Source organism: Lacisediminihabitans sp., assembly GCF_036569425.1.
GTDB lineage: Bacteria > Actinomycetota > Actinomycetes > Actinomycetales > Microbacteriaceae > Lacisediminihabitans.
Genome location: NZ_DATCQQ010000063.1, coordinates 15,446 through 39,146 on the forward strand (window position 1 = coordinate 15,446; position 23,701 = coordinate 39,146).

The following is a 23,701-nucleotide window of genomic DNA, read 5'->3' on the forward strand; positions in this document are numbered from 1 at the left end:
AACCACAAGCTACACAACGTTCGCTATGTCCGTAAGTAGCACCGGCTCTGGTGGACCTGTGCACCATGGTCGAGTCCGGCGACGCGGCCGGCCATCAATCAAAGAGGATTGCAGTGATCACACCAGCACGAACGCAGCGTCTCATCGGCGCCACAGTCATCGCCTCCACCCTGGTACTCGCGCTCGGGGCGTGCGGCGTCACCGGCGCGGCCACGACGTCGGCCGGCGACACCGGCACCCTGAAGAACCTGCAGGTGATGGTGCCCAACGCGCCGGGGAGCGGCTACGACGTGACCGGTCGGGCCGCCGTCAAGGTGATGGACGAGATCGGTGTCTCCTCCGGCACCGAGGTGACGAACCTCGCCGGCGCGGGCGGCACCGTCGGCCTCGCCCGTACGCTCACGGAAAAGGGCAACGGCAAGTTCCTGCTCGTCATGGGACTCGGCGTGGTCGGTGCCGCGTACACGAACGAGGGGGATGCCACGGTCGCGGATGCGACTCCGATCGCCCGCCTCATCGAGGAGGCCGGGGCCATCTTCGTTCCGTCGAACTCGCCATACAAGAGCCTCGACGATCTGATCACGGCATGGAAGGCCAATCCCAAGAGCTTCCCGGTCGGCGGCGGCTCGTCCCCCGGAGGGCCGGACCACCTGCTGCCGATGCAGCTCGCCGACGCGGTCGGCATCAAGCCGGGGGACGTGAACTATGTCGCGTACGACGGCGGCGGTGAACTGCTGCCCGCGGTGCTGGGCGGCAAGCTCCAGTTCGCGGCGTCCGGCTACGGGGAGTTCCTCGAGCAGGTGAAGTCGGGCGAGCTCCGGGTGCTCGCGGTGACGAGCGCCAAGCGCGTGCCCGTCGTGGATGCGCCGACGCTAACCGAAGAGGGCGTCGACCTTGTCTTCACCAATTGGCGCGGACTGCTCGCGCCCCCCGGCATCACCCAGGCCGAGAAGGCCAGCCTCACCGCCGCCGTCACCAAGATGCACGCGAGTAAGGGTTGGGCGAAGGTGCTCGAGGCCAATGGCTGGACGGATGCCTTCATCACCGGAGACAAGTTCGCCTCGTTTCTCACGGCCCAGGACACGCGCGTCGCGACCGTGCTGAAGAGCCTCGGACTGGCGTGACCACTCTCCGCGCCCGCTTGCGCGGCCGCTCCGAGCTCGGCGTCGCCGCCGTGCTCGGGGTGGTCGCCGTCATCATCGCGGTCGACACCGCACGGATCCGTCACACCGCGGTCTCGACAGCGGTGATGGGGCCCCAGGTCGTCCCGACGATCATCGCCATCGGGCTCTTCCTGTGCGCCTTCGCTCTCGCCGTGGATGTTCTCCGCGGCGGGCACGCCGAGCCCGAGGACGGCGAAGACGTCGACCTGTCCGGCGGGGCGCACTGGCCGACGCTGCTCGGTCTGGCCGGCCTCATCCTCGTCTCGGCACTCCTGATGGACTTCCTCGGCTTCGTCATCGCGAGTGGCCTGATGTTCTACGGGTCGGCGTTGCTGCTCGGTTCGCGGCGCTACTTCTGGGCCCTCCTGATCGGCGCCGTGCTGGCCGTTCTCACCTTCTACGGCTTCGTGCTCGGTCTCGGAATCACACTCCCGGCCGGCCTGCTGACGGGAATCCTCTGATGGACAACCTCTCCCTCCTCCTCGAGGGCTTTTCCCATGCCCTCACGGCAACCAACCTGCTCTTCGCCCTCATCGGGGTTCTCCTCGGCACCGCCGTCGGCGTCCTGCCGGGAATCGGGCCGGCGATGACGGTGGCGCTCCTGCTGCCGCTCACCTACGCGCTCGATGTAACGGGTTCCCTCATCATGTTCGCGGGCATCTACTACGGCGGGATGTACGGCGGCTCGACCACCTCGATTCTGCTCAACACGCCCGGCGAATCGTCGTCGGTCGTCACCGCCCTCGAAGGCAACAAGATGGCCAAGGCCGGTCGAGGTGCCCAGGCCCTCGCCACGGCGGCGATCGGATCGTTCGTGGCGGGCTCGATTGCCACGGCCGCGCTCGTCTTCGTCGCTCCGTTCATCGTCTCCATCGCGATCAGCCTCGGCGCGCCCTCGTATTTCGCGATGATGGTATTCGCGTTCGTCGCGGTGAGCACCGTGCTCGGAACGTCGCGCATCCGGGGTCTCGCGTCGCTCTTCATCGGTCTCGCGATCGGACTGATCGGAATGGACCCGACCTCGGGCCAGCCGAGGCTGACGTTCGGCCAGCCGCTGCTCGCCAGCGGAATCGACGTGGTCGTGATCGCCGTCGCGCTCTTCGCCGTCGGCGAGGCGCTCTGGATCGCCGCCCACCTGCGCCAGTCGAAGCCGGCGACGATACCGGTGGGTGTGCCGTGGATGGGCCGGGAGGACTGGAAACGCAGCTGGAAGCCGTGGTTGCGCGGCACGGTCATCGGATTCCCGTTCGGGGCCATCCCTGCAGGCGGGGCGGAGATCCCCACGTTCCTCTCCTATGTGGTGGAGAAGAAGCTGGCGAAGCATCCGGAGGAGTTCGGTCACGGCGCGATCGAGGGGGTCGCCGGACCGGAGGCGGCGAACAACGCCTCTGCGGCCGGCACCCTCGTGCCGCTCCTGACGCTCGGGCTGCCGACCACGGCCACCGCCGCGGTGATGATCGCCGCATTCAACCAGTACGGCATCCATCCCGGGCCGTTGCTGTTCAAGACGGAGCCGGTGCTCGTCTGGACCCTCATCGCGAGCCTGTTCGTCGGCAACGCGCTGTTGCTGGCGCTGAACCTACCGCTCGCCCCGCTGTGGGCCAGGCTGCTGCGGATCCCACGCCCGTACCTCTACGCGGGCATCCTGTTCTTCGCCACCCTCGGCGCATACGCGGCCGGGATGCAGACGCTCAACATCGTGATCCTGCTCATCATCGGCGCGGTCGGCTACGCGGCGCGGCGATACGGATTCCCGGTGTTGCCGGTCATCGTCGGGGCGATCCTGGGGCCGGAGATGGAACGCCAACTGCGCCGCGCGCTGCAGATCAGCGCAGGGGACCCGTCCGCTCTCATCAGCGAGCCGCTGCCCGTGGTGCTCTATGCGGCGATCGCGCTGTTCCTGGTCGTGCCGCCGGTCATCGGGTTGGCCAGGCGTCGTCGCTCCGTGGCGCGCGCAAGCGCCCGGGACCGCGAGGACTCCCAGGCCCGCTGATCGGCTCGCCCGCCCGCCCATCCATCCCTTGAAGCCCCTTCCGAAATCCATGCATTCCGTGCCGACACGCCGCGTCTGAAACATGGTGAGCGGCGTGGCGCCGCCAATTGCATGGATTTCGGAAGGAAGGAAGGAAGGAAGGAAGGAAGGAGCGCGACGGGGTGGCTGGGCCGCCCGTTCAGTCCTCGTACTCGTGTTCCGGGGCCGGGTAGGCGCCGGATTCGACGTCGCCGCGGTACTCCTTCACGGCATCCGTCAGCACGCCCTTGAGGTCGGCGTATTGCCGCACGAACTTGGGGATGCGCCCGGTGGTGAGCCCGGCCCAGTCGGTCCAGACGAGAAGTTGCCCGTCCACGTGCGGGCCGGCGCCGACGCCGATCGTCGGGATCCGCAACTCCTTGGTGACCTGCGCGGCGACGCCCGACGGCACCATTTCGAGCACGACGGCGAACGCGCCGGCATCCTCCACGGCGTGCGCGTCGGCGAGAAGCTGTGCTGCCCCCTCTCCGCGGCCCTGGATGAGGTGCCCGCCCAGGCCGTGCTCGCTCTGGGGCGTGAAACCGATGTGCGCCATCACGGGGATGCCCGCCGACACGATGCGGCGGATCTGCTCGGCACTGCGCTGCCCGCCCTCGAGCTTCACCGCGTGCGCGTGTGTCTCCTTCATAAACCGGAAGGCCGTGTGCAAGGCCTCGTCGGGGCTGGTCTCGTACGATCCGAATGGCATGTCCGCGACGACGAAGGCGCGGGAGACCGCGCCGGCGACCGCCCGGGCGAGCGGGATGAGCTCGTCGACGGTCACCGGAAGAGTGGTGTCGTGGCCGAACACGTTGTTGCCGGCGGAGTCGCCGACGAGCAGGAAGTCAATGCCCGCCGCATCGAAGATCGCCGCGGTCAGCTGGTCGTAACTCGTGAGGCCGGTGATCTTCACCCCGGTCTCCTTGGCGTTCTGGAAGTGCCTCGTGCGCACGCGCTTGAGGTTCGCTTGCGTCGCTGCTGCGCTGGGGTCGGTCATGGGAGCCACCTTAGTCGTGGGGACGGTGCGGCCGGGGGATCAGGCCGTGCTCGGCCGGTAGGTGATGGGCAGTCGACGGTCGCGGCCGAAGGCCATCCCGCTGATCTTCGGGCCGATCGCGCCCTGCCGCCTCTTCCATTCCGAACGGTCGACGAGCTTCGTCACGAAGTCGACGGTCTCCTCGTCGAAGCCGAGGGCGATCACATCCTCTCGACCGAGGGCGCGGGTGATGTACGCGTCGAGGATGCCGTCCAGCATCTCGTACGGCGGGAGGGAGTCCTGGTCGGTCTGGTCAGGGCGCAGTTCGGCGCTCGGCGGCTTGCTGATCGAACTCTGCGGGATCGGTGGCACCTCGCCTCGCTCGATGGCCACGTCGTTGCGCCAGCGGGCGAGCTCCCAGACGAGGAGCTTCGGCACGTCCTTGATCGGCGCGAAACCGCCCGCCGAGTCGCCGTAGATCGTCGAATAGCCCACCGAGAGCTCGGTCTTGTTGCCGGTCGTGAGCACGAGGTGGCCGTGGAGGTTGGAGAGTCCCATGAGGATGATTCCCCGGATGCGGGCTTGCACGTTCTCCGCCGCGGTGCCGGTGAGCCTCAGTTGGGTCTCGATCGGCAGCACGAGGTCGGCGATCGGTTCGACGGAATAGTTGAGGCCGATGTTCTCGGCGAGATCGTCGGCGTCGGAGCGCGAGTGCTCCGAGCTGTAGCGGCTCGGCATGCTCACACCCCAGACGCGGTGCGCCCCGATCGCGTCGGCGGCGAGGGCGGCGCAGACCGCCGAGTCGATTCCGCCGGACAGGCCGAGGATCACCGAGGGGAAGCGGTTCTTCAGGACGTAGTCGCGCAGGCCGAGCACGAGGGCGTTCCAGAGCTGCTCACGGTTGTCGGGCGGCACGGCGATGTCGGTCTCCAGGGTCGGGCCAACGACGGGAGCCGCCTCGAGGGCGACCCGGCGCACGTTGTCCGGCAGGGCCGCCGTGGACGCCTCGGCGATGTCGAGGTCGACCACGAGCAGGTGTTCGGCGAACTGGGGCGCTCGCGCGAGGATGCCGCCCGAGCCGTCGACCACGACGCTGTCGCCGTCGAACACGAGGTCGTCCTGTCCGCCGACGATGTTGACGTACGCAACCGTGGTGTCGGTCTCGAGCGCCCGTCGCGTGACGAGCGGCAGCCGCTCGTCGTCCTTGTCGCGTTCGAACGGTGACGCGTTGATCACGAGCAGGAGCCCGGCGTCTGCCTCGAGCACTCGCGCGAGCGGACCGCCGTCCCGCCAGAGGTCCTCGCAGATGATGACCGCGACATCCGCCCCCTTGATCCGCAGCACGAGAAGCTCGTCGCCGGGGATGAAGATGCGGTACTCGTCGAACACCGAGTAGTTGGGCAGGTGGTGCTTGGCATAGCGCGCCTTGACGTGGCCGTGCTGCAGCACACTCGCCCGGTTCTGGGCGATGGCGGTCGGCGCGTTGCTCGTGCCGATCAGGCGCGGCTCGAATGGGCCGTCCGGGTGCCCCACGACCACGACGAGGTCGCCGAGCCCCGCATCCTGGAGTCGCTTGGCCAGGTGGTCGACCGCCTCGTGCGCCTCCACCAGGAAGCTGGGCCGCGAGGCGAGGTCTTCGATCGGGTAGCCGCTGAGCGCCATCTCGCCGACGGCGAGAAGGTCGGCTCCCTGCCGGGCGGCATGCCGGGCCGCCTCGAAGATCTGCTGCGAGTTTGCCGCCAGGTCGCCGACGATGGGGTTGGTTTGGCCTAGCGCCAAGCGGAGTCGGGGCATAGCCACTAGCCTAATAGCCGGGGATGAAGCCCCAGAGTCGGCAGGGTAAGAGGAGCAAATGGACAAGCAGCGTGACTTCGTTCTTCGTACGATCGAGGAACGCGGAGTCAAGTTCATCCGCCTCTGGTTCACGGATGTCGTCGGCACCCTCAAGTCCGTCGCGATCGCCCCCGCCGAGGTGGAGGGTGCATTCGCCGAAGGCCTCGGATTCGACGGCTCGGCCATCGAGGGCCTCACCCGGTCCTATGAGGCCGACGTGCTCGCCCATCCGGACCCCGCGACGTTCCAGATCCTGCCGTGGCGCGGCGAGATCGACCCGACGGCCAGGATGTTCTGCGACATCACCACGCCCGACGGCCAGCCGGCAGTGGCCGACCCGCGAAACGTGCTCAAGCGCACCCTCGCGACGGCCGCCGATCGTGGCTTCACCTTCTACACCCACCCCGAGGTGGAGTTCTATCTGCTCAAGAGCTCGAAATTCGGCGCCGACGGGCCGGAGCCGGTCGACCAGGCGGGCTACTTCGACAACGTGCCGGGCGGCACCGCTCACGACTTCCGCCGGCGCTCCGTGCGCATGCTCGAGGATCTCGGCATTTCGGTGGAGTTCAGCCACCACGAGGCCGGTCCCGGCCAGAACGAGATCGACCTGCGTTACGCGGACGCCCTCACCACGGCGGACAACATCATGACCTTCCGCACGGTGATCAAGGAGGTGGCGATCGAGCAGGGCGTATACGCGACCTTCATGCCGAAGCCGCTGTCCGGCGAGCCCGGTTCCGGAATGCACACCCACATGTCCTTGTTCGAGGGCGACTCCAACGCCTTCTTCGACGCCGGCGGGCAGTATCAGCTGTCCAAGATCGGCCGCCAGTTCATCGCGGGGCTGCTCAAGCACGCCCCGGAGATCACCGCGGTCACCAACCAGTTCGTCAACTCGTACAAGCGCCTCTGGGGCGGGGCCTCCCAGAACAAGCTCGGCGAGGCGCCGAGCTTCGTCACCTGGGGCCACAACAACCGCTCCGCTCTCGTGCGGGTGCCGCTCTACAAGCCCAACAAGGGCCAGAGCGCGCGCGTGGAATACCGCGCGATCGACTCGGCCGCCAACCCCTACCTCGCGTTCTCGCTGCTTCTCGCGGCGGGACTCAAGGGAATCGAGGAGGGCTACGAGCTGCCCCCGGAGGCCGAAGACAATGTCTGGGAGCTGTCGGACGCGGAGCGCAGGGCGCTCGGCTACAACCAGCTGCCGGCGAGCCTCGACCACGCGGTGTCGCTCATGGAGGAGTCCGAGCTCGTCGCCGAGACGCTCGGCGAGCAGGTCTTCAACTTCGTTCTGCTCAACAAGCGCCAGGAGTGGCGCGAGTACCGCGCCCAGGTGACGCCCTACGAGCTGAAGAGCAACCTGGAGATGCTGTAACCAACGGCGAGGACCGTTCGATGGCGCGCGAACTCACCACCCTCACCGATCTCGCGAGGCTCGGATTTGCCGAGCTGGACGGGGCGGCCTCGCAGTTGGCCGAACTGGGGCAGAGTCACCAGACCGCCGGTCTCGTGGCCCTCTTTGCCGACGCCGCGAACCCGGACCAGGCGCTGAGCTCGCTCATGGAGCTGATGCGGCAATCGCCCGCCGAGGTCGGCGCCCTGCTCGCTGGCGAAGACAGCGCCCACCGTCTCGTGCGTGTTCTCGGGGCGTCGTCGGGGCTCGCGGAGTTCTTCCTCCGGCACCCGGACGAGCTCGCGGCCCTCGCCGAACCGCTCGAGCGGCCGCCCACTGTCGACGAGTATCGCGCGGAGCTCCTCGAGTCCGTGGCGGGTCTCGGTGCGGCGACCGAGGAGACGGCCTGGAACGCTCTCCGGGCCCGCTATCGCCGACACCTCAGCACGCTCACCGCCTACGACCTCGCCCAGGCCGACCCGCTCGGAGCCCTCGACACGGTGGCGGCGGCCCTCGCGGACCTGGCCGCCGCCGCGCTCGACGCGTCGCTTGCGGTGGCCAGGAGCCACTCGACCTTCCCAGCCGAACAGGTGGCGGCCACCCGCCTGGCCATCATCGGCATGGGCAAGGCCGGGGCGCGTGAACTCAACTACGTGAGCGACGTCGACGTGATCTTCGTCGTCGAGGGCGACGGCGTCACGGATGACCGGGCCGTGGAGATCGGCACGCGGATCGCCATGGCGACGATGCGCGGCATCCACGACTTCGCCAGGGAGCCGGGGCTCTGGGAGGTGGATGCCAACCTGCGGCCGGAGGGCAAGGACGGTGCCCTCGTGCGCAGCCTCGAGTCGCACGTCGCGTACTACGACCGCTGGGCGAAGAGCTGGGAATTCCAGGCGCTGCTCAAGGCGAGGCCGCTCGCCGGGGACCTCGGGCTCGGGGAACGCTACGTGGAGCGGGTCGCCCCGAAGGTGTGGACGAGCGCGTCCCGCGAGAACTTCGTGGAGGGCGTGCAGCGGATGCGCGAGCGCGTCACCGAGAACATCCCGAGCGACGAACTCGACTTCCAACTCAAGCTCGGACCTGGCGGACTTCGCGACGTCGAGTTCACCATCCAGCTCCTGCAGCTCGTGCACGGCCAGACGGACGACCGGGTGCGCCAGCGGGCCACCCTTCCCGCCCTCGCCGCTCTCGCCGAGCAGGGCTACATCGGGCGGGTGGAGTCGGCCGAATTCGCCAGGGACTACCGCTTCCTGCGACTGCTCGAGCACCGGCTTCAGCTCTCACAACTGCGGCGCACGCACCTCATGCCGAGCGACAGGGAGTCCCTGCGCATCCTCGCCCGCGCCACCGGGCGGGCCACGAGCGCCGCCGAACTCACCGAGCAGTGGACGAGGGTTAAGCACGCGGTTCGCAGCCTGCACGAGCGGCTCTTCTACCGGCCACTGCTCTCGGCCGTCGCGGGACTGCGTGAGGGCGACTTCGCGCTCACCAGCCAGCAGGCCACCGACCGCCTCGCCGCGATCGGATTCACCGACCCGAAGGGGGCGCTCGCTCACATCGCCGCCCTCACCGGGGGAGTCTCGCGGCGCGCGTCGATCCAGCGGCACCTGCTCCCGGTCATGCTGCAGTGGTTCGCGGATGGCGCGGACCCCGACTACGGGCTTCTGGCCTTTCGCCGCTTGAGCGACGACCTGGGGGAGTCGTACTGGTTCCTGCGGATGCTGCGCGACTCGTCCGGCGCCGCGAAACGCCTCACGAACGTGCTCTCGAGTTCACGTTTCGTCGGGGTGCTGCTCGAGCGCATCCCCGAGGCCGCCGCGTGGTTCGACCACGAGGAGGAACTGCGGCCGCGCACCGCCGCCGCCCTGATCGAGGAGACCGTGGCGACTCTCGCCCGTCACGACGACCTCGCCTCGGCTTCCCTCGCTCTGCGCACCGCACGACGACGCGAGGTGCTGCGCCTCGCGATCGGGGCGATTCTCGGGCACGTCCGCGTCGAGCAGCTCGGGCGCGCCCTCTCCGACGTCACCACCGCGCTGCTCACCGGCGTTCTCTCCGCGGTGCGCGCCCCGCACGACGGCATCGAGTTCGCCATCATCGCCATGGGGCGCTACGGCGGCCAGGAGCTCGGTTTCGGCTCGGACGCCGACGTGATGTACGTCTACCGCGCGACGACGGCCACCGACGCCGAGGCGCAGGCCACCGCCGAGGCGATCGTCGCGGACCTGGCGAGGCAGACCGAGGACCTCCGGCTGCCGCTCGACCTGGACATCGATCTGCGGCCGGAAGGAAAGAACGGCGCGGTCGTCCGTTCGCTCGCGAGCTACCGCGCGTACTACGAGCGGTGGTCTCTCACCTGGGAGGCGCAGGCGCTCCTGCGGGCTCGAGCGGCGGTGGGCGATGCGGCCCTGATGGCAGATTTCGAGGCCCTCGCCGACGAGGTGCGTTTTCCGACCAGGATCGCCGACAAGGACGTTCGCGAGGTCAAGCGCATCAAGGCGCGAGTGGAGTCCGAGCGGCTTCCACAGGCCGCCGACCCCGCACGTCATCTCAAACTCGGCCGGGGGTCACTGAGCGACGTCGAGTGGTTCGTGCAGCTAATCCAGCTCCAGCATGGCGCGCGCCTCCCCGGGCTGCGCACCACCTCAACACTCGATGCCCTCGACGTCGCGCGTCGGGAGGGTTACCTGACGGATGCCGAGGCGGAGAAACTGCGGGACGCGTGGGTGCTCGCCTCCCGGGTGCGCTCCGCGATGACGCTGTGGACCGCTCGGACGGCGGATGTGCTGCCCACCGACCGCAAACAGCTCGATGGCGTCGCGCGTCTGCTCGAATACCCGCCAGGGTCGGCGTCTGCCCTCGAGGAGGACTACCTTCGGGTGACCCGGCTGGCACGGGCGGTCTTCGAGCGGCGCTTCTACGGTCTGGAGACGCGCCAGGAGCCCACTACCGGCTAGCCGGGTTGCCGAGGAGCGGCGGTCGCGCCTACTTGAGGGCGTTCGCCCTGAGGGAGACGAACTCGGCCTGGGAGTCGAACTCGGCCTAGGAGTGGAACTCGGCCTGGGAGTCGAACTCGACCTGGCTAATGGTTCCGGCGTCGAGCAGGGACTTGGCCCTGGCGATCTCGTCAGCCGGGCTCTGGCCGGCGACAGACGTGATGTAGTACTCCGTGGCGTCCTGTGCCCCGGCCGCGCTCCGTGCCTGGCGTTCGGCTATGCCGCCCCCACGGAAGATGAGGTAGGCGAGCACCGTCAGGAACGGCACGAAGATCAGGAAGATGAGCCACAGCGCCTTGTAGCCGCCGCTGAGGGCGTGGTCGCGAAACGGGTCGCCCACCACGGAGAAGATCGTGAAGAGGTACTCAATTAAGGCGAACGTCCAGAAGAGGATCCAGATTTAGCAGCGGGACGCGCGCCAAAGCGGGGTTTTGCGCACCCTTTTTGCCTCGAATCCTGCGGACCCGACCGCCTCGCCAGGCCGTCTGGGTGATCATCGCGGTCCGTCGCATCCTCCCGCCGTCGTCGTCGTCGTCTTCGACTCGTGGTGATGTTTCTAGCTCGTAAACGTTTCACCAATTTCAACGAGTTTTGTCAAGTACCCCATTCGGGCAGTTCCTGTACCCCGTTTGGGTGAGGCGCTGACGGCATCAGGGGACAGGTGGCTACCGGCTGGCAACGGGTCATCGCCCTGCCTGTCCGGCGTTCGCACGGAGGACGACTCGACCGAATGGCCCTCTGAACAGGTTGTTTCCCGATTCCGCTAGGTCACGAGTCGATGCTTAGGAGTCGTAAAGTACCGCAAATCGGGTCGGCATTTAGGAGGCCACGACCGTGGTGGGCCTAATTGCCGACATGTGACCTCTCAAATTTTCGGGGGCGGCGTCGGGAGATCGTGAGGGCGTAGTCCGGGCCGTCTGCCCCGCTTGCATCTGCTCTGCGGGCATGACAATAATCAGGTACCCCGAAGAAAACGATCAGTTCCTCAGTGTTGCGGAAGTCAAACACCAGCCGCAGATTGGGGAACCGTGTTTATTTTCATCCTTCAAATCCGCCACATGCTCGAGGGCCACCTCGAGGTATACATGTTCGCCGTGTACTCGGCCCTCATCTGGGCGCTGTGGCTTGTCAAGCTCATCGTCTCGAGCCGGTACAAGCCATTCACCGGCACCTTCACCGGCACGACGAGCGTCATCGTGCCCGTGCTCGATGAGCCGCTCGACCTGTTCCGCGACGTGCTCGGCCGCATGGTCGAGCAGAAGCCCGGCGAGATCATCGTCGTCATCAACGGCGCCGTCAACCTGCCCCTCCAGGGCGTGTGCGAGGAATTCGCGCCCCTGGTGCGCTGGGTGCACACGCCCATCCCCGGCAAGCGCAATGCGGTGATGATCGGCACGGAGCTGTCCACCGGCGACATCACGGTGCTCGTGGACTCCGACACCGTGTGGACGGAGAACACCCTGTCCGAGCTGCTCAAGCCGTTCGCCGAAGAGTCCGTCGGCGGCGTCACAACGCGCCAGCGCATCCTCGAGCCGGAGCGCAGCTGGATCACCCGCTGGGCGGACTGGCTGGAGAACTCCCGCGCCCTGTACTCGATGCCGGCCCAGAGCGTGCTCGGCCAGGTCGGCTGCCTTCCCGGACGCACGATCGCCTTTCGACGCTCGATCATGGTCAAGGTCATGGAACGCTTCATGACCGAGCGCTACATGGGCGTGTTCCTCGAGGTGAGCGACGACCGCACCCTCACGAACCTCACGCTCAAAGAGGGCTACCGCACGGTGTACCAGTACACCTCGCTCGTCTACACGGATGCCCCGCTCCAGATCAAGAAGCTGTTCAAGCAGCAGCTGCGCTGGGCCCGCGGCAGCCAGTACAACACCCTGCGGATGCTGCCCTGGATGCTCGGCCACGCGCCGGTGCTCGCGCTCTTCTTCGTCATGGACATCGTGCTTCCCTTCCTGCTCGCCGGCGTCATCGGTGGCTGGATCTACCGCAGCTTCACCGGCCAGGGCTACAACTTCTACGAGGGGATCCTCAAGGAATACGGCTGGCAGGGCGGCATCGCGCTCGTCATCGGTCTTATGGTGGTCTCCTCGGTGCTCAGCATGGCCATTCGCCAGATCAGGCACCTCTCCGAGAAGCCGAGCGACTTCTTCCGGCTCCCCGTCTTCATCATCGTTTCGACCGCGTTCCTCATGCCGGTTCGCCTCATCGGGTTCTTCCGCATGGGTCACGCCAGCGGCTGGGGCACCCGGGCCGGAGCCTACGGCGGGGGCGCGTCCAACGACAGCTTCGTCGGCGGGCTGTCGGCCAACGCCGAGAGCGATGGCCTCAGTCTCGACGACGAACTCGCCGCGCTCGACTTCGAACCGCGCAGCTCGTCCCACCACACCTCTGCCGTTCTCGAGGCGTCTCCGCGGCGTGCCGCGCAGACCGTCGTGATCAGCAAGCCCATTCCGAGTCGTCGACGTCTCAACCCGAAGGCCGCCTGGCCGTACGTCATCGGCATCGCCATATTCGCTTTGGAGGCGTATTTCATTGTCACTAATTAGGCGCACAGGATCCTGGTGGTCAGTCACCAGCACCCGGGCACGCTGGACCGCCGTCGGCGCATCGGTGCTCGTGCTCGGCCTCCTCACCACGAGTGTCATCGTGTGGACTTCACCGGCAAACCCGATCAACGAGGCCGTCGCGGCGGTCTCCAAGGAGCAGATCCAGCAAGACAAGGTGCTCGCCGAGCGCAATGCCCTGTTGAGCCAGGTCATCGCCCTGCAGAAGCAGCTCACCAACAGCAAGCTCAGCCTCACCGCCTCGAAGGCGCAGCTCGCCACCATCCAGCAGCAGCTGTGGTCGGCGCAGGGAGCGCTCGACGCCGCCCAGACCGCGTCGGTGGCCGTTAAGGCGCCGGCCAGGAAGCCGACGTCGAAGCCCGCGGCGGTGACCGCTGCCCTGACCGTGCCGACCAAGGCGCAGATCATGGCGCCCACCTCCCGGTACTTCGGGCTGTACACCGACCAGGCGCCGTTCAACTGGGCCTCGTTCAATGGCGTAGGCGTCAAAATCGGCAGCCAGCCGAATGCCGTCGGCTACTTCGGCGGATGGGACCAGAACTTCCGCGGCGACGTCGTCAAGGCCGCTTGGCAGCGCAACACCCTTCCGGTGCTCACCTGGGAGTCACGCCCGATCGGCGCGGCGAACAACCAGATCGCCGCACCGGAGTACTCCCTGCCGAAGATCATCGGGGACCCAGCCGCGGGTGTCCCAGGCAGCTTCGACGCGTACCTGCACCAGTACGCGAAGGACATCGTGGCCTCCGGTCTCCCGCTCGGGATCCGTCTCGACCACGAGATGAACGGCTCCTGGTACCCCTGGGCGGAAGACGACGGCAAGGGCAACGCCATCAACGGCAACCGCGCCGGCGACTACGCGAAGATGTGGCAGCACGTGCACGACATCTTCGAGCAGGAGGGTGCCAACAGCCTCGTCGTGTGGGTCTGGGCCCCGAACATCGTCAACAACCTGCCTGCCAGCCACCAGGCGTCGGCGTACCTCGACGGACTCTATCCGGGCGAGAAGTACGTGGATGTCGTGGGCCTCTCCGGCTACCTGCGGCCGGCATACAAGCCCGAGAACGACTTCACGTTCGACTACACCTTCGGCGCGAGCTTGAAGGAACTGCGCCGGATCACGAGCAAGCCGATCCTCCTCGCGGAGATCGGGGCATCGGAGACGGGCGGCCACAAGGTCGCCTGGATCAACAGCCTGTTCGCGGCGCTCGCCAAGCCAGAGAACAAGGACATCATCGGCTTCTCCTGGTTCAACCTCGCAGTGACGACGTACACGGAAGGTGAGCTCGCTACCAACGACTGGCGAATCGAATCACGGCCGGATAGCCTCGCGGCCTTCTCCACCGGACTCGCCGGTGCCGGTGACAACTTCATACTCAAACCAGCCAAGTGATTAACCAACACAGTGACCGTAACCACGATCAGGAGGACATTTTGACCACGAACACAGAAGACCAGATGATTACGTCAGAACTGCCGGCAACCGCCCCTCGCATCAGCGTTGTGGGCACCGGTTACCTCGGTGCAACCCACGCGGCGGCCATGGCCGAAATGGGTTTCGAGGTCATCGGGGTCGACAACGACCCGGCAAAGGCCAAGGCGCTGAGCGAGGGACGTGTGCCGTTCTTCGAACCAGGGCTTCCGGAACTCATCCTCAAGCACGTGCAGAGCGGGCGCCTGCGCTTCACGACCGACATCGCCGAGGCCACCGCCCTCTCCGACGTGCACTTCATCTGCGTGGGAACACCCCAGCAGCGCGGAAGCAACGCGGCCAACCTCGCCTACGTGCAGGAGGCCACCCGCCAGGTCGCGAAGAACCTCACGCACGACGGACTCATCGTCGGCAAGTCGACCGTTCCGGTCGGCACCGGCCAGGCGCTGCGCGAGATGATTCTGGAGCTTGTGCCGGAGGGCATCTCCACCGAGATCGTGTGGAACCCCGAGTTCCTGCGCGAGGGCAAGGCCGTTGCCGACACGCTCACGCCGGACCGCATCGTGCTCGGCGGCACCTCGGACTGGTCCGAGGCGATCATGCGCGACGTCTACGCGATTCCGATCGCCACCGGCACGCCGGTCATCGTGTGCGACCTGCCCACTGCCGAGCTCGTCAAGGTGAGCGCCAACGCGTTCCTCGCGACGAAGATCTCATTCATCAACGCGATCGCGGAGGTGTGCGAGGCCGCCGGCGCGGACGTCAACACACTCGCCGACGCTCTCGGCCACGACGTGCGGATCGGTCGCCAGTTCCTCAACGCCGGACTCGGTTTCGGCGGCGGCTGCCTTCCCAAGGACATCCGGGCCCTCATCCACCGCTCGAGCGAGCTCGGCGCTATGAAGGCGGCATCCCTCCTCCAGCAGGTCGACGAGATCAACATGTCCCAGCGCCTGCGCGTGATCGACATGGCGATCGAGGCCTGCGGCGGATCGGTGCTCAACCGTCGGATCGGCGTTCTCGGCGCGGCCTTCAAGCCGCTCACCGATGACGTGCGCGACTCGCCGGCTCTCAACGTGGCGGCGGCGCTGCATCTTCGCGGCGCACAGGTCGTGGTGTTCGACCCGGAGGCCAAGGAGACGGCGCAGAAGATGTTCCCGACCCTGATCTATGCCGACTCGATCGAGGAGGCCGCGACCAACTCGGACGCCCTCCTGGTGCTCACCGAGTGGGAAGAGTTCTCGGCGAGCGACCCCAGCAAGCTCATCGACCTGGTGGCCTCTCCGGTGATCATCGACGCACGCAACTGCCTCGATGCCCATGCATGGCGTTCGGCCGGGTGGGAGCTCACAGGTCTCGGCACGTCGCCGGCGCCGTTGCTCGGCTATCCGGCACCTCTAGTGCTTCGCAACTCGGGCTCGCTCGTCGGAGCCTAACCACCGAGCGGTTCAGTGGGCTGGAGCCCTTCCCTCGGGAGGGTTCCAGCCCACAACTGTGCCGGCGGCGAAGTCGTGGGGGCCGCGCCGTGACGGGGTGAAAACGACGCAGGCGACATACACCAGAGGGATCAGGTTGGCGGCGACGAGACCGGCGAGGACCCAGCGGGGTGCGGAGTCCGGTCGCCCCAGGTGCAGCGAGTAGTACGTCACCTGGAAGACGAAGAAGTGCGCGAGTTCCCACGGCATCAGCTTCACGATCGTACGCAGAAGCACCGCGGCGGCCGAGGGTGACGAGCCGTCCGTGCTGAGCACCCGCAGGCCCATGGCGCGCTTGCCCACCGTCGCGTGCCTGCCGCTCGCCTCGGTGGCCCAGAGGTACACGCCGACGGGGAGCGTGAGGCTGGCGAAGGCTATCGCTTCGCTTCCGCCGATGCCGACCGTGTCGAAGAGGTCCACCACTCCGCCGAAGGCGACGAAGTCTATAGCGAGGGTGCCGCCGAGCAGGATCGCGACCCAGCCCAGGATGATCGCGTAGTCGATCAGCGCGGCGAGCATCCGGCGGCCCAGGGGAGCTCTCATCGCCCCAACCCTAGCCGGGCGAACGACGAAGGGCCGCACCCCCGAGAGGATGCGGCCCTTGTCTACGCCGAACGACTAAACGCTGTAGTACAGCTCGTACTCGAACGGGGTGGGACGCTGAGCGGCTGGAATGATTTCCTTGTCGCGCTTGTACGAGATCCAGGTCTGGATCAGGTCGGGCGTGAACACGTTTCCTGCGGTGAGGAAGTCGTGGTCGGCCTCGAGGGCGCGCAGGGCCTCCTCGAGCGACGCGGGAACCTGCGGGATGTTCTTCGCCTCCTCGGGCGGGAGCTCGTACAGGTCCTTGTCGACCGGCTCGTGCGGCTCGATGCGGTTCTTGATTCCGTCGAGACCGGCCATGAGCTGTGCAGCGAAGGCGAGGTACGGGTTTCCCGAGGCGTCCGGCGCGCGGAACTCGATGCGCTTGGCCTTGGGGTTGGTGCCTGTGATCGGGATGCGGATCGACGCCGACCGGTTGCCGGCCGAGTAGACCAGGTTGACCGGGGCCTCGAAGCCCGGGATCAGGCGGCGGTACGAGTTGAGCGTCGGGTTGGTGAACGCGAGCACCGCCGGGGCGTGCTTGAGCAGTCCGCCGATGTACCAGCGCGCGATGTCGCTGAGCCCGCCGTAGCCCTTCTCGTCGTAGAACAGCGGCACGCCGTCGTTCCAGAGGGACTGGTGGGTGTGCATACCCGATCCGTTGTCGCCGAAGAGCGGCTTCGGCATGAAGGTCGCGGTCTTGCCCCACTGCTCAGCAGTGTTCTTGATGATGTACTTGAACTTGAGCAGGTCATCCGCCGCGTTCACCATGGTGTTGAAGCGGTAGTTGATCTCCGCCTGGCCGCCGGTGCCGACCTCGTGGTGGGCGCGCTCGAGGATGAGACCGGCGTCGATGAGCTTGAGGCTCATGTCGTCGCGCAGGTCGGCCTGCTTGTCGATCGGGCTCACCGGGAAGTAGCCGCCCTTGTATGGCGTCTTGTTGGCGAGGTTTCCGCCGTCTTCCTCGCGGCCGGAGTTCCAGGCGCCCTCGTCGGAGTCGACCTTCCAGAACGATCCGTTCTGCTTCACCTCGTAGCGGACGTCATCGAACACGTAGAACTCGGCCTCGGGGGCGAAGAACGCGGTGTCGGCGATGCCCGTCGAGGCGAGGTACTTCTCTGCCTTCTTGGCGACCTGGCGCGGGTCGCGGCCGTAGATCTCGCCGTTGCGCGGGTTGTAGATGTCGAAGACCATGATGAGCGTGCGCTCGACGCGGAAGGGGTCGATGTAGGCGGTGGTCACGTCGGGGATGAGCTGCATGTCCGACTCGTGAATGGAAGCGAATCCACGGATGGACGAACCGTCGAACATCTGACCGACCGAGAAGAACTCTTCATCGACGGTCGAGGCGGGGATATTGAAATGCTGCTGCACACCGGGGAGATCGGTGAAACGAAGATCAAGGAACTTGACGTCAGTGTCCTTGATGAACTTGAGCACTTCTGAAGAATCACTGAACATGTGAAGGACTCCAATGAGCTTGGTACGGGTCGGCGGCAAACACAGCCACTGTGAGGCTAGGCCGACGGAGTTTCGCCATGGTGTCGCTATTGTTTCCGGCATGTTACGGCTCGGCGCGGGCCGTAGGATTAAGCCATGGCATCCCCCCTTTCTCCCGACTCGAGGAGCGCCGAACGGGAGGCGGGGGACTGGCCGGGAAGGCGCCTCGGTCTCCCGGCATCTGGCCCGAGATCCGTTGCCCGGCTGGGCCGCCGCGTAGCCGCCCTGGTGATCGACTGGGGGCTCGCCTATCTGCTCGCGTGGGTGTTCTTCACCACGGCGGGGGCCTCACCCGACGCGTTCACGATCCTCGCGATCTTCGCGATCCTGCAGATCGTGTTCCTCGCGTTGCTTGGCGGCAGCGTCGGACACCTCCTGCTCGGGATGCGGCTTGTTCCACTGGCGCCCGGCTGGATTGGGGTGTGGAGACCGGCGGTGCGCACGGTTCTGCTGTGCATCGGCATCCCCGCGCTCATCTGGGACCGCGACCAGCGTGGATTCCACGACCGACTGGCCGGAACAGTGCTCGTGCGCCGCTAGTTCGGCGCGTGCCGCGGAGTGTCCGGAGCGGTGCGGCGGTTAGCGCGGACGGGGAGCCCTGGCGCGCATCGGGTCGACGCCCTTGGGAATCGGAAGCTGGTTCTTGCCGAGTGAGCTCAGCCGGTTGCTCACGGCGTAAATCTCCGCCTTGTTGAGCGTTCGCTTGAACCTGGCCATCCGGCCCGCGAGCTTGTGCAGCGGCACCGCGTCTTCGTCCGGGCCGACGTGCAGGAAGTTGACCGCAACGTTCGGCAGGATGCGGGTGACGCGGCGCCGTTCCTCGTCGAGCATCTTCTGGGTGCGCGACTTCGGGCCCTCTCCGATGAGCACCACTCCGCCGTTGCCGACGGCGCGATAGACCGCGTCCTGCGTCTTCGGGCTCACCGCGACGGGCATCTCGCTCGCGGTCCAGCCACGCCGCAGCGAGCTTTTCAGCACCGCGCCCACGGCCCCCGGCTGGCCCTCGATCTGCGAGTATGCGGCCTTCTCGGCGCGACGGCCGAGCACGATCAGGAAGAGCAGCACGCCGCCGAGCACCCCGGCGACGATCCAGAGCACGAATCCGAATGGGGAGTCGGGGGAGAGGATGAAGCCGGCAACGATTCCGACGAGGATCGGCGCGAGCACGGCGAGGGCCATCCACCAGACCGCGTTCGAGTCGTACCGCCGGGTCATCTGGAAGACCTGGTACATCTGCTTCAGACGGCCGGGCTCTTTCGCGGGCTTGGGAGCGGAGTCTTTGGTGCGTGCCATGTTTCTAGGATACGGCCTGCGCAAAGCCGAGGGACGCATCGGACAGGTGCCGCAGTTGCACTGGCACCTCGCGGCCCTTGCTCTGCATCGACTGGGCCCACAGGCGGCCGGCGCGGTAGGACGAGCGCACGAGCGGCCCGGCGAGCACGCCGAGGAATCCGATGGCCTCGGCCTCTTCCTTCATCTCCACGAATTCCTCCGGCCGCACCCAGCGGGCGACCGGCAGGTGCCGGGGCGAGGGCCGCAGGTACTGGGTGATGGTGATGATGTCGGTGCCGGCGTCGTGCAGGTCCTGCAGCGCCTGGCTCACTTCGGCGCGCTCCTCGCCCATGCCGAGAATGAGGTTGGACTTGGTGATGAGGCCGGCAGCGCGACCCTGTGTCAGCACGTCGAGCGATCGCTCGTAGCGGAACGCCGGGCGGATGCGCTTGAAGATCCTGGGCACCGTCTCCACGTTATGCGCGAACACCTCCGGGCGGGAGGAGAACACCTCGCCGAGCAGGTCGGGGTTGCCGGAGAAGTCCGTCGCGAGAATCTCGACCCCGGTTCCCGGCGACTGGGCGTGGATCTGGCGCACGGTCTCGGCGTGCAGCCACGCTCCCTCGTCCGGCAGGTCGTCCCGGGCCACGCCGGTGACGGTGGCGTACCGGAGGTTCATCGCGACGACGGACTCGGCGACGCGTCGCGGCTCGTCGGTGTCGTAGTCGGCCGGCTTTCCGGTGTCGATCTGGCAGAAATCGCAGCGGCGGGTGCACTGCGAGCCTCCGATCAGGAAGGTCGCTTCGCGGTCCTCCCAGCATTCGAAGATGTTGGGGCAGCCGGCCTCCTGGCACACGGTGTGCAGATTCTCGCTCTTCACCAGTTGCTGGAGCTGCAGGTATTCCGGGCCCATCCTGGCGCGGGTCTTGATCCACTCCGGCTTGCGCTCGATCGGGGTCTCGGCGTTTCGCACCTCGAGGCGCAGCAGCTTGCGGCCTTCGGTCGGCGCGCTCACGCGGTCACTCCGGCGACGATGGAGAAGTGGCGCTGGATGATCGGAACGACGTCGGCAGGGTCGACCCGGCGACCGAGGATGCGGGAAATCGAGGTGACGCCGGCATCGGCGAGGCCGCACGCGACGATCGAATCGTAGGCGGCGAAGTCGTTGCTGCAGTTGAGCGAGAAGCCGTGCATTGTCACGCCCTCGGCGACCCGGATGCCGATCGCGGCGATCTTGTCGTTGCCGTCGATCCAGACGCCCGAGCGGCCTTCGACCCGGCCGGACTCGACCCCGAGTTCGGCCAGCACGTCGATGAGCATGCTCTCGAGGCGGCGCACGTAGCCGACGACGTCGATCGGGTTGGGCAGCCGGAGGATGGGATACCCGACGAGCTGTCCTGGCCCGTGCCAGGTGATCTTCCCTCCCCGGTCGACGTCGATCACCGGAGTGCCGTCGGACGGCCGCTCGGTGTCCTCGGTGCGTTTGCCGGCCGTGTAGACCGACGGATGCTCCAGGAAGATGACCGTGTCTGGGGATGTCCCGTCGACGACGGAACGATGGGTTGCGCGTTGAAGCTCGAGGGCTTCCAAGTACGGCACGGAGTTGGCGCTTAGCCCCGCGACGACATAGTCGATCACCCAACAAGCCTAACCCGCGATCGGGCACCGCTCCTCTCCAGGCACGTTCCACCGCGCGCCGTCCACACCGCGCGGGCCACCGGCCGCTCCGCCCTGCCGGCGCGGTCATCATGGCAACGTGGAATCCGTCGGCGGCTATCGGCTCGTGCGCAAGCTCGGTGAGGGCGAGCGCGCCGAGGTGTTTCTCGGGCACGCGGGGTCGGATGCCGTGCCGCGTCCTGACCGCACGGCGGCGATCAAGCTCTACCGGTCCACGACCCCAGTGCACAGCATCGACACCGAGATCGAGGCTCTCGCCCGGGTCTCGGCGCGCCACATCCTCGAGCTGAGGGACCTCGCGATCGCCGGCGACGGAAGACCGTGCCTCATCCTTCCCCGCCTCGGGGCGGCGAGCCTCGGCCGGGTGCTCGCCGAGCGGGCGACGATTGCCGAGGGCGAAGCCGTGACGGCTCTCGTGCCCGTGGTCGAGGCGGTCGGCGAACTGCATCGGCTGGGAGTGGCACACGGGGCGGTGCGACTGTCGTCGGTGCTGCTCGACCACGTGGGCGCCCCGGTCGTGGCGGGCTTCGGCAGCGCGGACCTCATCGGCTCCTTGCCCACGGACCCGCGAGGTCGGAGCCTGACCCCGGCGCAGCTCTCCGACGATCCGCGGGTGGCACGCGACCTCGATGCCCTCGTCGATCTGGTGCACGCCGTGCTCGCCCGGGTTGCACAGAACGGTCACCGCCCGGCACACTCCGCCCTCGTCGACTGGCTGCACGACTTCGACCGCGTCGAGAACGCCCACGACTTCCCGCGGCAACTCGCCGAGAGGGTCTTCGCCCTCGCCCCGGCGCTCCCGCTCGACCTCGGAGGTGCCCCTCCCGAGCGCCGAGCGCCGAGCCTACCCGCGCGGTTGGACACTGGGCGGTTGGGCGCTGTGCGGTTGGACGCCGTGCGGTTGGGCGCTGTGCCGCAGTACGAACCCGACGACGGCGCCTGGGGACCGAATTCGATGTTACCGGCGGCCACGATGTCACCGGCGACCACACGGCCGCGACGGGTTCACCGCTCGACGGCGAGGAACGGGAGCGTCGGCGGTCCCGGTCTGCCTGGCCCCAGGCTCCTGCCCGGCCCCAAATTCCTGGCCGGCGAGTTCGAGCGACTCCGGGAGCGGCTGCGGCAATCCGTCGCCGGCGTCCGTCGACCGATCTGGGTCGGCGGAGCGGCCGGCCTGGTGGCGCTCGTGCTGGCCGTTGCGCTTCTCGCGCCCTCGGGGGCGGTCAGCCCGGCGGCCGGGGGACCGGCCACCGTGCAGTCGGGCGCCGCCGGCCCGGCCCCGAGCGGGCGTCCGACCGGGCCTTCCGCGGCGCCGAGCGCCGGTGAGTCGGCAGCGGTCGCGTCGGACGACCCGGCGGCGGCTTCGATGGCGCTCGTCGCCGCGCGCGCATTATGCATCGAGAGTCTCTCGGTGCGGTGTCTCGACTCGGTGGACCAGGCCGGCTCTGCGGCCATCGAGGCGGACGAGAACCTGATCCGTACCGCGCAGCAGGACTGGCGGAAGCCGGCGCCGATGGCGGCGGACCACGCCGAACTCGTTCAGCGGTTGGGCGACTCCGCGATGGTCAGGATCGTCGGTGCGAGCGGAGCACCGCCGGCGTCGCTGCTGCTGCTGGTTCGCGGCGGTGCAGGCTGGCGGATACGCGACATCGCCCCCGGCTAGCCATACGGCCGGCCGGAGGCGACGTTCGTGTCACACGGTCAGAGCGTGTCTAGACGCCGAGGTTCGCGGCGAAATCGCCACCCTCGAGTCGGTTCTTCACCGCGACCAGGAAGCGGGCGGCATCCGCGCCATCCACGATGCGGTGATCGTAGGAGAGGGCCAGGTACACGGTCGATCGGATGGCGATCGCGTCGAGTCCGTCGCTCGTCACCACGACGGGCTTCTTGGCCACGATGCCGGTGCCGAGGATCGCGGACTGCGGCAGGAAGACGATCGGCGTGTCGAACAGGGCCCCACGCGACCCGGTGTTCGTGAGCGTGAACGTACCGCCAGCGAGCTCGTCCGGCTTCAGCTTGTTGTCGCGCGTGCGGGCTGCAAGGTCGGCGATCTGGGCGGCGAGGCCGGCAAGATCGAGAGCACCCGCGTCGCGGATCACCGGCGTGAGAAGGCCACGCTCCGTGTCGACGGCGATGGAGATGTTCTCCTGCGCCGGGTAGACGATGGTGTCGCCGTCGATCGTCGCATTGATGATCGGGTACGCCTTGAGCGCCTCGGCCGCGGCGAGTGCGAAGAACGGCAGGAAGGTGAGCTTGAGGCCCGTCTTCTGCTGGAACTCGGCCTTCACGCGGTCGCGGTAGTTGGCGACGAGCGTCACATCGACCTCGACGACCGAGGTGAGCTGGGCGGAGGACTGCATCGAGATGACCGCGCGCTCGGCGATCACCTTGCGGAGCCGCGACATGGGAACGCTCGTGCCGCGCAGCGGCGACGTCTCGAGCGCGGCCGCGGCGGGCGCGACCGGGGTCGGTGCCGCCTCGGGCTCCGGAGCTGCGGCCACGACGAGGTCTTCCTTGCGGATGCGACCGCCGACGCCCGTTCCCGAAACGGTGGCGAGGTCGATTCCCTTTTCGTTGGCGAGCTTGCGCACGAGCGGGGTGACGTAGCCGGAGTTCGACACGGTGGAAACCGACGGCGTGGTCTCGGCGACCTCCGCGGCGGCGGGCGCCTCGACCGGGGCGGGAACCGCAGTGGATTCGACCGGCGCGGCTGCGGCCGGCTCGGCTGCGACAGGCGCGGCGGCAGGCTGCTCGACCGGCGCCTCGGGTGCCGCCGGAGGCGCGTCGACCGTATAGGCGGGCGCTGGCGCCTGCGCTGCGG

19 protein-coding genes are annotated in these 23,701 nt (G+C 67.7%); 10 read left to right on the forward strand and 9 right to left on the reverse strand.

The features are described from left to right. Positions 1–116: 116 nt before the first annotated feature. From VIM54_RS10745 to VIM54_RS10755, 3 genes are read left to right on the forward strand one after another with little or no spacing between them, the layout of a single operon-like run. Positions 117–1,124, forward strand: a complete 1,008-nt coding sequence (locus VIM54_RS10745; RefSeq protein WP_414673212.1) for a Bug family tripartite tricarboxylate transporter substrate binding protein — start codon at positions 117–119, stop codon at positions 1,122–1,124. After that, a complete protein-coding gene (locus tag VIM54_RS10750; protein ID WP_331901209.1) occupies positions 1,121–1,624 on the forward strand; it encodes a tripartite tricarboxylate transporter TctB family protein in 504 nt (167 codons plus the stop codon). Before VIM54_RS10745 ends, VIM54_RS10750 begins: the two co-directional genes overlap by 4 nt. After that, positions 1,624–3,156: a tripartite tricarboxylate transporter permease gene (locus tag VIM54_RS10755; RefSeq protein WP_331901211.1), complete on the forward strand. Its 1,533-nt coding sequence runs from the start codon at positions 1,624–1,626 to the stop codon at positions 3,154–3,156. Before VIM54_RS10750 ends, VIM54_RS10755 begins: the two co-directional genes overlap by 1 nt. Positions 3,157–3,334: 178 nt before the next feature. On the opposite strand, the gene panB is transcribed toward VIM54_RS10755, so the two are convergent. After that, positions 3,335–4,171, reverse strand: a complete 837-nt coding sequence (gene panB / locus VIM54_RS10760) for a 3-methyl-2-oxobutanoate hydroxymethyltransferase (protein WP_331901212.1) — start codon at positions 4,169–4,171, stop codon at positions 3,335–3,337. A 39-nt stretch (positions 4,172–4,210) separates the two neighbouring features. Beyond that, positions 4,211–5,944 carry an NAD+ synthase gene (locus VIM54_RS10765; RefSeq protein ID WP_331901214.1) on the reverse strand — a complete coding sequence of 578 codons (1,734 nt, stop codon included), beginning with the start codon at positions 5,942–5,944 and terminating at the stop codon, positions 4,211–4,213. A gap of 58 nt (positions 5,945–6,002) precedes the next feature. On the opposite strand from VIM54_RS10765, the gene VIM54_RS10770 reads away from it, so the two are divergent. Both VIM54_RS10770 and VIM54_RS10775 read left to right on the forward strand, forming a co-directional pair. Further along, positions 6,003–7,358, forward strand: coding sequence for a glutamine synthetase family protein (locus VIM54_RS10770; protein WP_331901216.1), 1,356 nt, complete (start codon positions 6,003–6,005; stop codon positions 7,356–7,358). 20 nt (positions 7,359–7,378) lie between these two features. Next, a complete protein-coding gene (locus VIM54_RS10775) occupies positions 7,379–10,336 on the forward strand; it encodes a bifunctional [glutamine synthetase] adenylyltransferase/[glutamine synthetase]-adenylyl-L-tyrosine phosphorylase (RefSeq protein WP_331901217.1) in 2,958 nt (985 codons plus the stop codon). Positions 10,337–10,421: 85 nt separating this feature from the next. Here VIM54_RS10775 and VIM54_RS10780 read toward each other — a convergent pair whose 3' ends face one another. Beyond that, on the reverse strand, positions 10,422–10,775 hold the full coding sequence (locus VIM54_RS10780) for a PLD nuclease N-terminal domain-containing protein (protein ID WP_331901232.1): 354 nt from the start codon (positions 10,773–10,775) through the stop codon (positions 10,422–10,424). A gap of 628 nt (positions 10,776–11,403) precedes the next feature. Here VIM54_RS10780 and VIM54_RS10785 point away from each other — a divergent pair. From VIM54_RS10785 to VIM54_RS10795, 3 genes are all read left to right on the forward strand, one after another. Next, on the forward strand, positions 11,404–12,927 hold the full coding sequence (locus tag VIM54_RS10785) for a glycosyltransferase family 2 protein (RefSeq protein ID WP_331901218.1): 1,524 nt from the start codon (positions 11,404–11,406) through the stop codon (positions 12,925–12,927). Further along, complete coding sequence (locus tag VIM54_RS10790; protein WP_331901220.1) at positions 12,914–14,335, forward strand: glycosyl hydrolase; 1,422 nt, start codon at positions 12,914–12,916, stop codon at positions 14,333–14,335. Before VIM54_RS10785 ends, VIM54_RS10790 begins: the two co-directional genes overlap by 14 nt. A 65-nt stretch (positions 14,336–14,400) precedes the next feature. Continuing rightward, a complete protein-coding gene (locus VIM54_RS10795; RefSeq protein ID WP_331901233.1) occupies positions 14,401–15,810 on the forward strand; it encodes a UDP-glucose/GDP-mannose dehydrogenase family protein in 1,410 nt (469 codons plus the stop codon). A gap of 12 nt (positions 15,811–15,822) precedes the next feature. On the opposite strand, the gene VIM54_RS10800 is transcribed toward VIM54_RS10795, so the two are convergent. Beyond that, entirely contained in the window at positions 15,823–16,392 is a 570-nt protein-coding gene (locus VIM54_RS10800; protein WP_331901222.1) for an RDD family protein, read from the reverse strand. A 75-nt stretch (positions 16,393–16,467) separates the two neighbouring features. Then, positions 16,468–17,892: a type I glutamate--ammonia ligase gene (gene glnA, locus VIM54_RS10805; protein ID WP_147782415.1), complete on the reverse strand. Its 1,425-nt coding sequence runs from the start codon at positions 17,890–17,892 to the stop codon at positions 16,468–16,470. A gap of 135 nt (positions 17,893–18,027) precedes the next feature. On the opposite strand from glnA, the gene VIM54_RS10810 reads away from it, so the two are divergent. Beyond that, on the forward strand, positions 18,028–18,471 hold the full coding sequence (locus VIM54_RS10810) for an RDD family protein (RefSeq protein ID WP_331901225.1): 444 nt from the start codon (positions 18,028–18,030) through the stop codon (positions 18,469–18,471). A gap of 39 nt (positions 18,472–18,510) precedes the next feature. Here the strand turns inward: VIM54_RS10810 and VIM54_RS10815 are convergent, their stop codons facing one another. Genes VIM54_RS10815 through lipB form a run of 3 tightly spaced genes read right to left on the reverse strand, consistent with a single transcriptional unit; the run spans position 18,511 to position 20,841 of the window. Beyond that, positions 18,511–19,224, reverse strand: coding sequence for a DUF4191 domain-containing protein (locus VIM54_RS10815; RefSeq protein ID WP_331901226.1), 714 nt, complete (start codon positions 19,222–19,224; stop codon positions 18,511–18,513). A gap of 4 nt (positions 19,225–19,228) precedes the next feature. Continuing rightward, positions 19,229–20,218 (reverse strand): lipoyl synthase, encoded by a 990-nt coding sequence (gene lipA / locus VIM54_RS10820; protein ID WP_331901227.1) that lies wholly within the window; start codon positions 20,216–20,218, stop codon positions 19,229–19,231. Beyond that, positions 20,215–20,841 (reverse strand): lipoyl(octanoyl) transferase LipB, encoded by a 627-nt coding sequence (lipB, locus tag VIM54_RS10825; protein WP_331901228.1) that lies wholly within the window; start codon positions 20,839–20,841, stop codon positions 20,215–20,217. Before lipB ends, lipA begins: the two co-directional genes overlap by 4 nt. A gap of 118 nt (positions 20,842–20,959) precedes the next feature. Between lipB and VIM54_RS10830 the strand changes: the two genes are divergently transcribed. Next, positions 20,960–22,543 (forward strand): protein kinase domain-containing protein, encoded by a 1,584-nt coding sequence (locus tag VIM54_RS10830; protein ID WP_331901230.1) that lies wholly within the window; start codon positions 20,960–20,962, stop codon positions 22,541–22,543. Positions 22,544–22,592: 49 nt separating this feature from the next. Here VIM54_RS10830 and sucB read toward each other — a convergent pair. After that, positions 22,593–23,701, reverse strand: a 1,109-nt coding sequence (sucB, locus tag VIM54_RS10835) for a 2-oxoglutarate dehydrogenase, E2 component, dihydrolipoamide succinyltransferase (protein ID WP_331901231.1), incomplete at its 5' end; no start/stop codon positions are given.